Origin of the sequence: Roseobacter sp. TSBP12, from assembly GCF_009129705.1 — a bacterium.
In the GTDB taxonomy this organism is placed as follows: Bacteria; Pseudomonadota; Alphaproteobacteria; order Rhodobacterales; family Rhodobacteraceae; genus Celeribacter; species Celeribacter baekdonensis_A.
On record NZ_PYIB01000041.1, the window covers coordinates 118,411 to 132,057 of the forward strand.

A 13,647-nucleotide genomic window follows, 5' to 3' on the forward strand; every position below is an offset into this window, starting at 1 on the left:
GGGGCGGGTCTAGGTAACCAAACCCACCCCCCTGATATTCAAAGCGTGATGCGGAATTGCGCAAAGCCATCATGGCCTTCCCCCGCGTCCTCAATTGTGAGCCCTTCGAGATCGGCCAAATGTTGACGTGCGGCGGGGCCGGTTTCGAACAACACCGTGGTGTCACCCAAGGGGGCAAGTGACCAATTGTTGTCGGCGGCCGGGTTGATCGTCCCTTGGTCCACGATATAGCGCACGATGATATCGCGGTTGGTGTCCGGGCCTTCGAAAATCACGGTCGAGCCATCAGCGCCGGGGAAGGTGCCGCCACCGCCCGCGCGATAATTGTTTGTGGCGACGATGAATTCCATGTCTTTGGTCACCGGTGCGCCATTGTAAGTCAGATTGACGATGCGCGAGGCGTTCGGGTTCAAAACCTCGCCATTGGTGTCAAACCGCGACGGCTGCGAAATGTCGATTTGGTAGGTCACGCCGTCGATGACATCGAAATTGTAGGAGGCAAAATCCGGGTTGAGCAAAAGCGCATCTTTCGCGCCTTTTTCGACCTGATTGAACATGCCAGCGGAGCGCTCCAGCCAGCCTTTGAGTTGCGCGCCGTTGATCCGCACCGCGCGGATCGTGTTCGGGTAAAGGTAAAGATCGGCGACATTTTTGATCGCCACATCGCCCACGGCCACATCGGTGTAATACTCAGCCCCGCCACGTCCACCGGCCTTAAATGGCGCCGCGGCGGAGAGGATCGGCAGACCGTCGTGTTCGGTGCCTTTCATCATCTCGGCAATGTACCAAAGCTGGGCGTTGGAGACGATTTGCACCGACGGGTCATCGGCCACGAGGGCAAAATAGGAATGTAGCGGCGCGTTGGTTTTGCCCACGGCGCGCCGCACATAGGCGAGCGTCTGTTCGTGAACGTCCAGGATCGAGGCCAAAACCGGTTCGACACTTTCGACCAAAGGCGATATCGAGCGGTCTTCGTTGCGCTGCGAGATCGGACGAGTTTCGACCGAATTGGTCACCACGCGCCACGCAGTGCCATCTTTCTCCAACAGCAAATCCATGACGCCCAGATGCGAACCCCAATAGCCGCCCATCACCGCCGGTTTGCCGTGGATCAGGCCCTTTTGCGCATCGACGGCCGCATAGCCATCATAGGTCGCGGACGGGAAAACAAGGTGGGAATGCCCAGTCATCAGCGCGTCAATGCCGTCAATCTCGGCCAGAGGCACGGAGGCATTTTCCATCTTGTCACTGTGATCGGCAGAACCGATGCCAGAGTGGTTCAGTGCGATGATAATATCCGCGCCTTTTTCTTTCATTTCAGGCACATAGGCCCGGGCTGTTTCGACGATGTCGCGGGCCTCAACGGCGCCTTCAAGGTTCTTGCGGTCCCACATCATGATCTGCGGCGGGACAAACCCGATCAGGCCGATTTTGATGGTGTGGGTCTCGCCGGAGCCATCGGTCAGCTCGCGATCCAAAATCACATAGGGTGGCAAAAGCGTTTTATCGGCGCGTGGGTTGGCACCCATCTCGGAGACGACATTGGCGGAAATCACCGGATAATTGGCCCCGGCCAAAGCCTTCATCAAAAAGGGAATGCCGTAGTTGAATTCATGGTTGCCCAAAGTGGAGGCGTCAAAACCCACGGTGTTCATCGCGGTGATGACGGGGTGCATGTCACCCTCTTTCATCCCGCGCTCATAGGCGATGAAATCACCCATCGGATTGCCCTGAAGGAAATCGCCATTGTCCACCAGCATGGTATTGGTCGCCTCGGCACGCACGTTATTGATATGCGCGGCAGTGCGGGCAAGCCCGACTGTGTCGATCGGTTTGTCCGAGTAATAGTCATATGGAAAGACATGCACATGCAGGTCGGTCGTTTCCATAATCCGCAAATGTGCTTGGTTTACGCCTGCACGCGCTGAAAAAGGGTGAAGAGCAATCAAGGCAGATCCTGCGATTGTACCGGACATAAAGCCGCGGCGATTCATATTTGTTTTCAAACGGCTCATGATGCGCCTCCTTCTGACTAACGATGGCGCAAACATTTACACGCCACAAGACACTGGTGTGACGGATACAAATTTATCAGCCCTATGACTTGAAACAAATCCTTTTGGGGGGCTTTTCAATCGAGCCAACAACCTTGAGTTGTATTTTCAACTATTGTCGCACAGATGCAACATAATCTTGTGTTTCCTGCAAAGAATGTGGAGTTGAAATACTGGCTGCGTATCAAAAACCAACATATGGCTGAACGCATGAGAAAAGAATCTGTGGTTTTTGCAGCGGGAGCGCTGCGTCGTGAGGCCCATTTGCGACCTGATGCCAAGCGGCTTTGGGGGCAAGAAAACGCTTTGGTTATACCCTTTTGGCACAAAATGCCTTTGATGCGACGAACGGGCGGGCTTGCGTTTTGCACAACCGACCATGTCGCCTATGATCCCGGCAAACACCCCTGTCTATTCTTAGGCCTCTCGGACGAGAATGTGCCGATTTTTGCGGTCGATGTCGATCATTGGCAGGTCGCTGTGCCGACAGAAGAGGCGGCTTTGCCATGGTCAGGGGGCGCCGTTCCCTGTGCAGAAATCGAAGGGACGGAGTTTCGCGACCTGAGATCGCTGATGACGCTTTTGACTCCCTGGGAGGCAGAGATTGCGGCCACGGCGCGCGGCATTTTAGAATGGCATGGGCGGCACATGTTCTGTGCCAATTGCGGCGCGCCCACGGCGATGTCCGATGGCGGTTGGCGGCGCGATTGTGCGGCTTGTTCGGTGCAACATTTCCCACGCACTGACCCTGTGGTGATCATGTTGGTGACCCATGGAAATTCCGTGCTTTTGGGGCGCGATGCGGCCTGGCCCGAAGGAATGTATTCGCTTTTGGCCGGTTTCATGGAGCCGGGCGAGCCGATTGAGGCCGCCGTGCGGCGTGAGGTTTTGGAAGAAGCGGGGGTGGTCGTTGGCACGGTCGAGTATGTCGCCAGCCAGCCTTGGCCATTTCCGGCCTCTTTGATGATCGGCTGTCGCGCTGAGGCTTTGACAACTGAGATCACGCTGGACCCCAATGAGCTTGAGGATGCGCTTTGGCTGACGCGCGAAGAGCTTGCAAACGCGATGGCGGGTCTGTCTGGCAAAATTCGACCTGCCCGAAAGGGCGCATTGGCGCAATTTCTTCTGACCAAGTGGCTTGCGGACTGTTGGGAATAACGGGATAACATGCCCTGGGGCACTGATCACAAGTGAGTTGGCATGAAATTTTCGACCCGTCAGGACATTGAAGCACCGGCAGAGTTTGTGTTTGAGCGCTTCGCTGATTTTGAAGGCCTGGAGCGTCAGGCAATGCGGCGCGGCATTGATGTCAAGCGCAAATCGCCCAGTCAGCCGCGTGGAGTTGGCGCCGGATGGACGCTGAAAGTGCCGTTTCGGGGCAAACTGCGCGATTTGGCCGTTGAAATCCGCGACTATGATGCGCCCAATGGTTTGGTGGCCGATGCGAAATCCGGCGGGTTGGACATGATTTTGACCGCCGATCTTATGGCGCTGTCGCCGCACCGCACGCGCATGACACTTGGCTACGATGTGCAACCAAACACCTTGTCGGCTCGGATTTTGGTTCAGTCCGTGAAATTCGCCAAGAGCACATTGCAAAAGCGGTTCGAGACGCGGGTGTCAAAGTTTTGCGACCATTTATCGGATGAATACAAAGGCGCGCCCAGAAAATAATCGGGACGCGCCTAAAAATGTGTGTTTAGGTTCGACGCGGATCGGCCGGATAGACGCCTAAAATCTCAACCATTTCTGTGAAATAGCCCAATTCATCCAGGGCACGACGCACGTTCTCATCGTCGGGATGGCCTTCGATATCGGCATAAAACTGCGTCGCGGTGAACACCCCGTCGACCATGTAGCTTTCCAGCTTGGTCATGTTCACGCCATTGGTGGCAAAGCCCCCCATCGCTTTATAGAGCGCGGCGGGGAGGTTGCGGACGCGGAACATAAAGGCTGTGACCATTTTGTCTGCGCGGCGGGTATAATCGGCCTCGCGCGCCATGATCAAAAAGCGGGTGGTGTTGAGTTTGTGGTCCTCAATATGGCGTGCCAGCACATCGAGGCCGAAAATTTCACCGGCAAGTTCCGAGGCAAAAGCCCCGATCTGTGGATTGCCCTCTTCTTTCACGGAACGCGCAGCGGCGGCATTGTCGGACCAATTGACCGTGGTCAGGCCGTGGTCGCGCACAAAGCCGCGCGCCTGACCCAAAAGCACCGACATGGCGCGCACCAGTTTGATGTCGGAGGGGTTTGTGCCGGGCAGACCCAAAAGGTTCACATGCACCCGCACGAAGGTTTCATCAATGATGTGCAGACCTGATTCCGGTAAAAGATGATAGACGTCCTGCACACGACCGTAGGTCGAATTTTCAACCGCAATCATGCCCAGGTCAGCCGCCCCCGAGCGCACAGCTTCCATCGCATCCTCAAAAGTCGGGCAGGGCAGGGGCTCAAACTCGGGACGTGCTTCGCGACATGCCTGATGGGAATATGACCCCGGTTCTCCCTGAAATGCGATGCGTCTGGTCATTCTCGACCCCTTTTGTCTCATAGTTTTGCGCTAACTTGCGTGGGTGACGGTCTTATACCTTGAAATGCAGTAGGGGAAGCGGGTAGATAGCGCGCGACGAATGCATATAAACGGAACGCGACATGTTCAACACTATGACCATCACCAAGGTCGTCGGCGGCCTCTGCGGCACCTTCTTGATCTTCCTTTTCGCCAATTGGGCTGGGACTTCCATCTACTCGATGGGCGGCGCAGGTCATGAGGGCGAACACGCCCAAGCCTATGTGATTGCCACGGGCGAAGAGGATGCGGCCCCGGCAGAAGAGGTGGTCCAAGTGAGCTTTGACGAGCTTCTGGCCTCTGCGGATGTTGCGAAAGGCGAAAAAGTCTTTTCCAAATGCAAAGCCTGCCACAAGGTGGACGGCACCAACGGCACCGGTCCGCATCTTGATGGCGTGTTTGAACGTGTGGTCGCAAGCGTCGATGGGTTTGCCTACTCCGACGGCATGATGGCTCATGGCGGCGCATGGACACCCGAGGCGCTCAACGAATTTCTGCTCAACCCGAAAGGCGTTGTTTCGGGCACAAAAATGTCTTTCGCAGGACTGCCGAAGATCGAAGATCGCGCCAATCTCGTGGCCTATCTTCAGTCGATCTCTGGCTGATCTCAACAGATCGCGCCTGATTGCATCACAAACCCCCATTGGCCGCGTGCCAGTGGGGGTTTTCTTATGCAAACTCTTACGCGCTTGGGTGTGATCACGGTTTTTCGATGTGTTGTAACTTGCATGTGGGCGCGTCGACACATTACCGTCGCACAGAGCAAGACGCGCAGCCCAACTGCGCCTCACAACACTTTCGGAGGTTCCATATGTTCGCACGCCCCGCTTTTCGCACAGGTTTCCCGATCTTGGCCCTGTTGGCGCTTTTGAGTGGAGCCGCGAAAGCTGAGGACACGATCACGCGCGCATGGTTCACCGACTGGGATACGGTGAAATACTCCGAACCCTTTGACCATCTTGATTACGTCAATCCAGACGCGCCCAAAGGCGGTGACATTGTCTTGGGCACGGTGGGCACCTTTGACAGCATGAACCCCTATTCGACCCTTTCAGGGACGCCAGCCGCCTTGTCGTCGACCCCGTATGAGCAGCTTATGGCAGGGACTTCGGACGAGTTCACCGGCGCGCAATACTGTCTTTTGTGTGAAACCTTGGAATATCCTGAAAGTCAGGAGTGGGTGATTTTCCACCTGCGCAAGGATGTGCGTTTTTCCGACGGCTCGCCGATGACCGCCGAGGATGTGGTGTTCACCCATAATAAATTCATCAACGAAGCGACGCCGTCTTGGCGCGCTGGCGTCAGTGCGATGATTGCGCATGTGGAGGCGCTTGATCCCTATACCGTCAAATTCACCTTTCAACCGGACATCCCACGCAAAGGGTTGATTGGACAGGCCGGGGCCACCTTGGTGATGCAAAAGGCGTGGTTTGAGGACAATGACGCCAAGTTGGATGAGAAGCGTTTCGATGTTTCTCCCGGCACAGGGGCCTATATGTTGGACAGCTACGACGCCGGCCAATGGGTGAAATACAAACGCAACCCGGACTATTGGGGCGCCAAACATCCGCTCAAAGTCGGGCGCGAGAATTTCGACACCATCAAGGTGATCTATTTCGGCGATACGATTGCAGCGTTTGAGGCGTTTAAATCGGGTGAAATCACCTTTCGCCAAGAGACCTCGTCTTTGAATTGGGCCACCGCCTATGATTTTCCGGCCTTGAAAAAGGGCTGGGTGATCAAAGCTGCGCTTCATGATGGCTCGCTGCCGGGTGCGGCCGGATTTTTGTTCAACCTGCGCCGGGACAAGTTCCAGGATCGCAATGTGCGTTTGGCGCTTGGGTTGATGTATAATTTCACCTGGACCAACGACACGCTGCAATACGGGCTGTTCAAACAGCGCGAGAGCTTTTGGGAAACGCCGCAGCTCAAGGCCACCGGCCTGCCGGAGGGCAAAGAATTGGCCTACCTCGAAGAGGTTCGCGACCTGGTCCCGCCTGAGATTTTCACCGAAGAGGCGTTCGTGCCCCACACGTCGGGAGAACGCTCTTTGGATCGTAAGAACCTGCGCAAGGCATTGGCTTTGCTTGAAAAGGCTGGGTATACGCCCGACTCTGACGGGAAATTGCGCAATGCCAAGGGCGAAACGCTGGATGTGGAATTCCTGCATTACAACCCGGCTTGGGATCGCATCATCAACCCCTATATCGAAAACCTCGTCGCGCTGGGCGTGAACGCCAGCTACAACCGCGTCGATGCAAACCAATACCAAGCCCGGACCCAAAGTTTTGATTACGATATGATCTACAGCGGCTATACGAACGGGTTTGAAGAAGGCTCCAGCTTTGATCAGAAATACGGATCGGACAACGTGAACGACGTGTTCAACCCGGCGGGTCTGTCTGATCCGGCGATTGATCATCTGGGCAAACGGGTGCTTGAGGTCGAAAGCTATGATGACATGGCCGCCCTTGTGCGCGCCGCCGACCGGATCATGCGCTACGACTATTTCATCGTCCCCGCGCATATGAACGACAAACACTGGGTGGCCTATTACAACATGTATGAGCATCCGTCCGAGGATAAAATGCCGCCGCTTGATCTGGGGTATCTGGATTTCTGGTGGGTCAATGCCGACAAAGAGCGGGCGCTCAAAGCCGCCGGCGCGTTGAAATAAGCCAGTCAGGACAATCCGCATGGGAGCCTATATTTTAAGGCGCATTTTGTTGATCATTCCGACTTTGCTCGGCATCATGATCCTCAATTTCGCGCTCACCCAATTCGTGCCCGGCGGCCCTGTCGAACAGGTGTTGGCCAACATGCGTGGCGAAGGCGACGCCTTTGCCTCCTTTACCGGCGGTCAGGGCGACGCGGGTCAAAACATGGATGTGCTCGATGGCAACGGCTATGAAAGCGAATATGCCGGGGCGCGTGGCCTTCCGCCTGAGTTCATTAAAGATCTGGAGCGTCAATTTGGCCTCGATAAGCCGCCTTTGGAACGCTTTCTGTCGATGATGTGGAACTACATGCGGTTTGATTTCGGCGAGAGCTATTTCAAATCCGAGAAGGTGCTTGATCTGGTGTGGGACAAGCTGCCCGTGTCGATCACCCTTGGGCTTTGGGCGACGCTGATCTCCTATATGATCTCAATTCCCTTGGGCATCCGCAAGGCGGTCCGGGATGGATCGAACTTTGACACATGGACCTCCGGCATCATCATCGCGGCTTATGCCATTCCCGGATTTCTCTTTGCGATCATGCTGTTGGTGCTGTTCGCGGGCGGCTCTTATTGGCAAATTTTCCCGCTGCGCGGGCTGACCTCACCGAATTGGAGCGACATGACGCTGGTCGGCAAAGCGTTGGATTACCTGTGGCACATCACCCTGCCGGTTCTGGCCTCGGTGATCTCGTCTTTTGCCACGCTCACGCTGTTGACCAAAAACTCCTTCCTCGATGAAATCCGCAAACAATACGTTGTCACCGCCAAGGCCAAGGGCCTGTCCGAATCCCGCGTCCTCTACGGCCATGTGTTTCGCAACGCGATGTTGATCGTGATCGCGGGCTTTCCGGGTCTGTTTCTGGGTGTTTTCTTTGGCGGCTCGGTCATCATCGAAACGCTGTTCTCGCTCGATGGGTTGGGGCGTTTGGGCTACCAAGCCGCGCTTGAACGCGACTATCCGGTGATCTTTGGCACGTTGTTTTTCTTTGGTCTCATCGGCCTGTTGATCGGCATCCTCTCTGACCTGATGTATGTCTTTGTCGACCCGCGCATCGACTTTGAAAAGAGGGACACATGACACTTTCCCCCCTCAACCAACGGCGTTGGCGCAACTTTCGCGCCAACCGTCGTGCGTTTTGGTCGCTGATCATCTTTTCGATCCTGTTCGGCCTGTCGCTTTTTGCCGAATTTCTGGCCAATGACAAACCGATCCTGGTGCAATACCGCGGCGGCTATTACATGCCGATTTTCAAATTCTACCCGGAAACCGAATTCGGCGGCGATTTCAGAACCGAAGCGGTCTATCGCTATGCCGAAGTACAATGTTTGGTCAAAACCGGCGGCATGGTCGACTGTTTCGACGATCCTGACACCCTGATCGAAGATGCCAAAGATGGAGTCATCAACGGGGACAAGATCGAGAAAGGCTGGATGCTCTGGCCGCCGATCCGCTATTCGTTCAACACCCAAGTTGAGGGGCCGGGGGCAGCACCCTCGCCGCCGACCTCCCAAAACTGGCTGGGCACCGATGACACCAAACGCGATGTCGTCGCCCGCGTCATTTACGGCTTTCGCCTATCGGTGTTCTTCACCCTCATCGTCTCGGTGCTCTCGTCTTTCGTTGGCATCATCGCAGGCGCGCTTCAGGGATTTTTTGGCGGACGCACCGACCTGATTTTCCAACGGATTTTAGAGATTTGGGGGGCGATGCCGTCGCTCTATGTGATCATCATCCTGTTTGCCATTTTGGGCCGAAGTTTCTGGCTTTTGGTGATGGTGACCATCCTGTTTGGCTGGACCGCATTGGTCGGTGTGGTGCGGGCCGAATTTCTGCGGGCGCGCAATTTCGAATATATCCGTGCGGCGCGTGCGCTTGGCGTTTCCAACGGCACCATCATGTTCCGCCACATGTTGCCCAACGCCATGGTCGCCACTTTGACGATGCTGCCCTTTATCGTGACGGGCAACATCGGCACGTTGGCCTCGCTGGATTTCTTGGGATTCGGGCTGCCCTCATCCTACCCCTCATTGGGCGAAATGACGCTTCAGGCCAAACAGAACCTTCAGGCGCCATGGCTGGGTTTCACCGCTTTTTTCACCTACGCGATCATGCTGTCGCTGCTTGTCTTTATCTTTGAAGGCGTGCGCGATGCTTTTGACCCGAGAAAGACCTTTCGATGAGCCTTTTGCGCTACACAGATCTCCGCGTTGGCTTCCGTCAGGACGGGGGCACGGTCGAGGCCGTCAAAGGCGTGTCTTTTGCCGTTGAAAAAGGCGAAACCGTTGCGCTTGTGGGTGAATCTGGCTCCGGCAAATCCGTCACGGCGCTCTCCAGCGTGAATCTTTTGCCCGACACGGCCGAGATCACGGGCTCGATCATCTATCAGGGTCAAGAGCTTGTCGGGGCGTCCGAAAAGGAACTCCGCAAACTGCGCGGCAATGACATCAGCTTTATCTTCCAAGAGCCGATGACCTCACTCAACCCGTTGCACACGCTGGAAAAACAGCTTTCCGAGGTGCTTTTGATCCACCACGGCATGACCGGCACCGCGGCGCGCACTCGGGTGATTGAACTCCTGGAACAGGTCGGCATCCATGAGCCGGAAAGCCGTCTCAAAGACTATCCGCACCAACTTTCGGGCGGCCAACGTCAGCGTGTGATGATCGCCATGGCTCTGGCCAATGACCCCGAGCTTTTGATTGCGGACGAACCGACCACGGCGCTTGATGTGACCATTCAGGCGCAGATTCTGGAGCTGTTGCGCGAGCTCAAGGATCGGCTTGGCATGTCGATGCTTTTCATCACCCATGACCTCAATATCGTGCGCAAAATCGCCGATCGGGTCTGCGTGATGAAAGACGGGGAGATTGTCGAAACCGGCCCGACGGCGTTGATTTTCGACAATCCGCAACATCCCTACACCCAAATGCTTTTGGCCGCCGCTGCGACGGGTCGCCCGGACCCGGTGCCCGAAGGGGCCAAGGTTGTGGCCGAAACCGAGAAATTACGCATCTGGTTCCCGGTGCAGCGCGGGTTTCTGCGCAAAACGGTGGGCTATGTCAAAGCGGTCAATGCCGCATCGTTTTCGGTACGCGAAGGCGAAACCGTGGGCATCGTGGGCGAATCTGGTTCTGGCAAAACCACGTTGGCACTGGCGATAATGCGGTTGATTTCCTCACAGGGGCCAGTGGTCGTTTTGGGGCAAGACATTCAGGGCTGGTCCAACCGTCAACTTCGACCACTGCGCGCCGATATGCAGATCGTGTTTCAGGACCCGTTCGGCTCCCTCTCGCCGCGGATGACCGTGGCGCAGATCATCGCCGAAGGTTTGAGCGTGCATAAGGTTGACGGCTATGCCTCCAATGAGGCGGCGGTGATCGACATCATGCGCGAGGTTGGGCTCGACCCCGAAACCCGCCATCGCTATCCGCACGAGTTTTCCGGCGGGCAACGCCAACGCATCGCCATTGCCCGCGCGATGATCTTGCGACCCCGCCTGTTGGTCTTGGACGAGCCGACCTCGGCGCTCGATATGACGGTTCAGGTGCAGATCGTTGAGCTTTTGCGCAAGCTGCAGGTCACGCATAGGCTGGCCTATCTGTTCATCTCCCACGACCTGCGGGTTGTGAGGGCGTTGAGCCATAAGGTTCTGGTGATGAAGCGCGGCGACGTGGTTGAGGCGGGCGACGCCGATGCGATTTTTGACGCCCCGCAAATGGCCTACACCCGCGCCTTGGTGGCGGCGGCGTTTGATCTAAAAGTAGAAGAGGGCGCAGGGTTGTAACACCCCACGCCCTCTCTTTTCAGCTTAATGTATCTGGTTCAGGACGGGCCGATGGGCGCACAGTCCGTGCCGCGCGCTTCCAACCGGCGACAGGTCATCGCGGCCAAATCCTCGGTCAGCCCAAGGAAGTTGGCGTCATAGCCGCGTTTGGTTTTGACCACTTTGCGCAGTGCGCCATCAAGCATTTCGATCTCTGTCAGCGCGGTGCGCAACAGCTCCTTGCGGGCTTCATATTCCGAGCCGTACGTGCCGATGTTGATGCCCCAATGGCGGTTGCCAGAGGTCGAAATCCGCGTCACCACTTCGGGTCCTGTCGGGACCGGATCGGCGGCGACGGCGGATGTGGGTTCGATCGAGGCGAGTTGCAATGTTTCAGGCGCTTCGGTGCGCGTAGGGCGCAGGATCGGCGCGATGGCGGGTATCGCAGGCGCGGTTTGAGCCCGCGAGGCTTCCGCCGCTAAAATCGTGCTGGCTTCTACCGTGGCTTCGGTCGCAGCGGCCAAAAGTGCGGCCTCTTGATTGGCTTTTTCCAAAGCGGAGAACACGTCATCCGAGGCGGCCAGTAACATTTGTTCATCCTCGGGTGCCAGTTCGCGCATTGGGCGGGCTTTCGGGATCGGGCTTTTGGCCATATTGACGCTCACCCGGACGATTTTCGACGCCACTTTCGGCGCGGTTTGGCCCTCGGCGACCATAACGGCGCCGCCGCCAACCTGACCCAAATAGGGTGGCTTTTTCGGTTTGATGACAGAGACATTGGTCGGCGCGCGTTTGAAGCCAAGGTCCATCAATTCGGCCACTTTGGCATTGCGCGATGCGGTGGAACGGCCACCGAAAACGGTGGTGATGATCCGCTCACTGCCATGCTGTGCCGAGGCCACGAGGTTAAACCCTGCCGCCGCAGTGTATCCGGTTTTGATGCCATCTGCGCCGGGATAGGCGCTCAGAAACCGCGAGTTGGTGTGGGTGACGGTGGTCACACCCGCGTCGGCGGTTTTGCGTGAAAAGATGTTGTAATATTCCGGGTAGTCATAAAACACGTGGCGCCCCAAAACGGACATGTCGCGGGCGGTCGACAGGTGGCCTTCTTCGGTCAGGCCATTGGCGTTTTTGAACGTGGTGCGCGACATGCCAAGCTCTTTGGCGGTGCGGTTCATCCGGCGGGCAAATGCGGCCTCGGAGCCTTCGATGGCCTCGCCAATGGCCGTGGCGGCATCATTGGCGGATTTCACGGCAGCGGCGCGGATGAGATAGCGCAGTTTGATTTTTTGACCGGCCTTGAGGCCCAATTTCGAAGGCGGTTCAGAGGCGGCATTGCGCGACACGGTGACGAGGGTGTCGAGGGTGATTTCACCATGTTCGACCGCCTCAAAAGCGATGTAGAGCGTCATCATCTTGGTCAGAGAGGCGGGGTGCAACCGGGTGTCGGCATTGGTAGCGTGCAACACTTTGCCATTGCGTGCATCCATCACCAGCGCGGCATATTCCGCCGCCATCATCTTTGCCGACATTGCGACGGTCATCGCAAAGGCGATCAAAATAAGAGGGAAAATGCGTCTTGATACGGCACGCAGGACACCCCGCGCTTGCACGTTGCTCATCATGATAAATCTGCCTCGTCCTGCCGGATCATTTCGCCCAGCTTATTTTGAAAACGTAGCACAGGCTTTCGTTTGAGAAAACCGCGAATTTTCAAAGACTTTGTGAGGGTGCAGAGTTGCAACGCCACATGTGGTGGCTATGGCCGCGTTGCCCACCACATGGTGAAGTTTGCAGTATGAAAAAGAAATCTGTGGAGGCTCTGTTCAAAGGTCGAGCGTTTCGATGAGCGTAGGCAGCGCCCCCAAATCACCCAATTGGCGGTATCGGGGATGATCTTCGGGCGCTTCCGCATGTTCGATTTCCCACGTCCAATTGTGCGGAATGAACACGCCCCAGGCCCCGGCCTCAAGCGGCGGCAGAACATCGGATTTCATCGAATTGCCCACCATCATCGCGGCTTCGGGGGCCACATTATGGCGCGCGAAAATGCCGGCATAGACCTCGGGTGTCTTGGCGGAGACGATTTCGACCCCATCAAACAGATCGCCCAAACCGGATTGCGCCAATTTGCGTTTCTGATCCAACAGATCGCCTTTGGTCACCAACAGGATTTCATGCTGCTCGGCCAAGGCGCGTACTGTCTCTTCGACGCCATCGAGCAGGTGAATCGGGTGGCGCAACATGTCCTGTCCGGCGGCAATCAATTCGGCGATCACCGAGGCAGGAACGCTTTGATCTGTTACCTCAATCGCCGTTTCGATCATCGACAAGACAAAGCCTTTGATGCCGAATCCATATTGGCCGAGGTTGCGCCGTTCCGCAGCCAAAAGCCGCCCCGCCAAGTGATCGCGCTCGGTGTAATCAGACAAAAGATCGGCGAATCGTTCTTGGGTCATGCGAAAAAACGCCTCGTTTTCCCAAAGCGTGTCATCGGCATCGAACGCGATTGTCGCGAGTTTGACAGACATATGCTATGCT

General features: G+C 56.5%; 11 protein-coding genes. 7 read left to right on the forward strand and 4 right to left on the reverse strand.

Annotated features, from left to right (window positions below; genetic code table 11):
* Positions 1-38: 38 nt before the first annotated feature.
* Positions 39-2,015 carry a bifunctional 2',3'-cyclic-nucleotide 2'-phosphodiesterase/3'-nucleotidase gene (locus C8029_RS12270; protein ID WP_009572423.1) on the reverse strand — a complete coding sequence of 659 codons (1,977 nt, stop codon included), beginning with the start codon at positions 2,013-2,015 and terminating at the stop codon, positions 39-41.
* A gap of 249 nt (positions 2,016-2,264) precedes the next feature.
* On the opposite strand from C8029_RS12270, the gene nudC reads away from it, so the two are divergent.
* Positions 2,265-3,212, forward strand: a complete 948-nt coding sequence (gene nudC, locus C8029_RS12275; RefSeq protein WP_152002982.1) for an NAD(+) diphosphatase — start codon at positions 2,265-2,267, stop codon at positions 3,210-3,212.
* Positions 3,213-3,254: 42 nt separating this feature from the next.
* Positions 3,255-3,728, forward strand: a complete 474-nt coding sequence (locus C8029_RS12280; protein ID WP_009572427.1) for an SRPBCC family protein — start codon at positions 3,255-3,257, stop codon at positions 3,726-3,728.
* A 25-nt stretch (positions 3,729-3,753) separates the two neighbouring features.
* On the opposite strand, the gene C8029_RS12285 is transcribed toward C8029_RS12280, so the two are convergent.
* Positions 3,754-4,584, reverse strand: coding sequence for a prephenate dehydratase (locus C8029_RS12285; RefSeq protein WP_009572429.1), 831 nt, complete (start codon positions 4,582-4,584; stop codon positions 3,754-3,756).
* Between the two features lie 122 nt (positions 4,585-4,706).
* Between C8029_RS12285 and C8029_RS12290 the strand changes: the two genes are divergently transcribed.
* From C8029_RS12290 to C8029_RS12310, 5 genes are all read left to right on the forward strand, one after another.
* Positions 4,707-5,228 carry a c-type cytochrome gene (locus C8029_RS12290; protein ID WP_009572430.1) on the forward strand — a complete coding sequence of 174 codons (522 nt, stop codon included), beginning with the start codon at positions 4,707-4,709 and terminating at the stop codon, positions 5,226-5,228.
* Positions 5,229-5,434: 206 nt separating this feature from the next.
* Positions 5,435-7,300, forward strand: a complete 1,866-nt coding sequence (locus C8029_RS12295) for an extracellular solute-binding protein (RefSeq protein WP_152002983.1) — start codon at positions 5,435-5,437, stop codon at positions 7,298-7,300.
* A 19-nt stretch (positions 7,301-7,319) separates the two neighbouring features.
* The gene (locus C8029_RS12300) at positions 7,320-8,420 is read left to right on the forward strand and encodes a microcin C ABC transporter permease YejB (protein ID WP_009572432.1); all 1,101 of its coding nucleotides are present in this window, start codon (positions 7,320-7,322) and stop codon (positions 8,418-8,420) included.
* A complete protein-coding gene (locus C8029_RS12305; RefSeq protein ID WP_152002984.1) occupies positions 8,417-9,523 on the forward strand; it encodes an ABC transporter permease in 1,107 nt (368 codons plus the stop codon). Before C8029_RS12300 ends, C8029_RS12305 begins: the two co-directional genes overlap by 4 nt.
* Positions 9,520-11,127 (forward strand): ABC transporter ATP-binding protein, encoded by a 1,608-nt coding sequence (locus tag C8029_RS12310; RefSeq protein WP_152002985.1) that lies wholly within the window; start codon positions 9,520-9,522, stop codon positions 11,125-11,127. The genes C8029_RS12305 and C8029_RS12310 overlap by 4 nt, the downstream gene beginning before the upstream one ends.
* 38 nt (positions 11,128-11,165) lie before the next feature.
* On the opposite strand, the gene C8029_RS12315 is transcribed toward C8029_RS12310, so the two are convergent.
* On the reverse strand, positions 11,166-12,731 hold the full coding sequence (locus C8029_RS12315) for a D-alanyl-D-alanine carboxypeptidase family protein (RefSeq protein WP_009572435.1): 1,566 nt from the start codon (positions 12,729-12,731) through the stop codon (positions 11,166-11,168).
* A 201-nt stretch (positions 12,732-12,932) separates the two neighbouring features.
* Positions 12,933-13,637 carry an HAD family hydrolase gene (locus tag C8029_RS12320; protein ID WP_152002986.1) on the reverse strand — a complete coding sequence of 235 codons (705 nt, stop codon included), beginning with the start codon at positions 13,635-13,637 and terminating at the stop codon, positions 12,933-12,935.
* Between the last annotated feature and the right edge of the window lie 10 nt (positions 13,638-13,647).